Raw genomic sequence first — 620 nt, 5'->3', positions numbered from 1 at the left:
ACTATGTGCTGGCGGGCCGGACGGCGGTACTGGTTCACAACTCGAACTGCGGGCCGGGCTTTGCTTCCCCTATGTCAGCCCTCCGGCACTACATGAAGCACGCCTTTGGAGTGCAGCTCAACAAGAAGGGGAACTGGACCGGGATGCAGGGCCACCATCAGCCGGACATGTCTGAGTTCGCCGGCGTCGGCGGATTCAATGCCTATAAAGAAGCAGCTAGTAAATTCATGTCGGGCGGTCCTCGTCGCGGCGACCTGGTGTCGAATGAAGGAACACTGTTCCGGGCGGACAGTGCTACTGGGTACTTCGGAGTGCTGGACAGTCGAGGAAATGTTCAGACCTTCTTCCGTCCGGGCGGTAATTTGAACAGTTACATGCGGGAACAGCAGGCGAAATACGGGGGATCGTTCATCGAGTGAAACGGTATCGTGACTGTTCCCTCAGGGAGGTGGCAAGAGGTCGTGGGTATCGCAAATGAATTTCTCCATGGGTACGAGGAAGTGCAAGTCAGGGCGGGGCGACGGGAGGGTGTTTCCGCCTTGAGGGACTTGGCTTCGTGGAGGCAGTTCGTGGCAGCGTGTCAGGAAGGGTACGATGATGTGCTGCCTGAGTATTTTCAT

At 57.3% G+C, this 620-nt stretch carries 1 protein-coding gene; it reads left to right on the top strand.

Features of this window, described 5'->3' with window-relative positions; all coding sequences use genetic code 11:
- Positions 1–419: hypothetical protein (locus LPA54_RS35010; RefSeq protein WP_228984639.1), on the top strand; the 419-nt coding region annotated here is incomplete at its 5' end.
- Positions 420–620: the final 201 nt, after the last annotated feature.

It is taken from the genome of Streptomyces sp. DH12 (genome assembly GCF_020873895.1).
Classification (GTDB): Bacteria; Actinomycetota; Actinomycetes; order Streptomycetales; family Streptomycetaceae; genus Streptomyces.
Note: the sequence above shows the minus strand (reverse complement) of the source record. Positions and strands in the feature narration are given on the sequence as shown.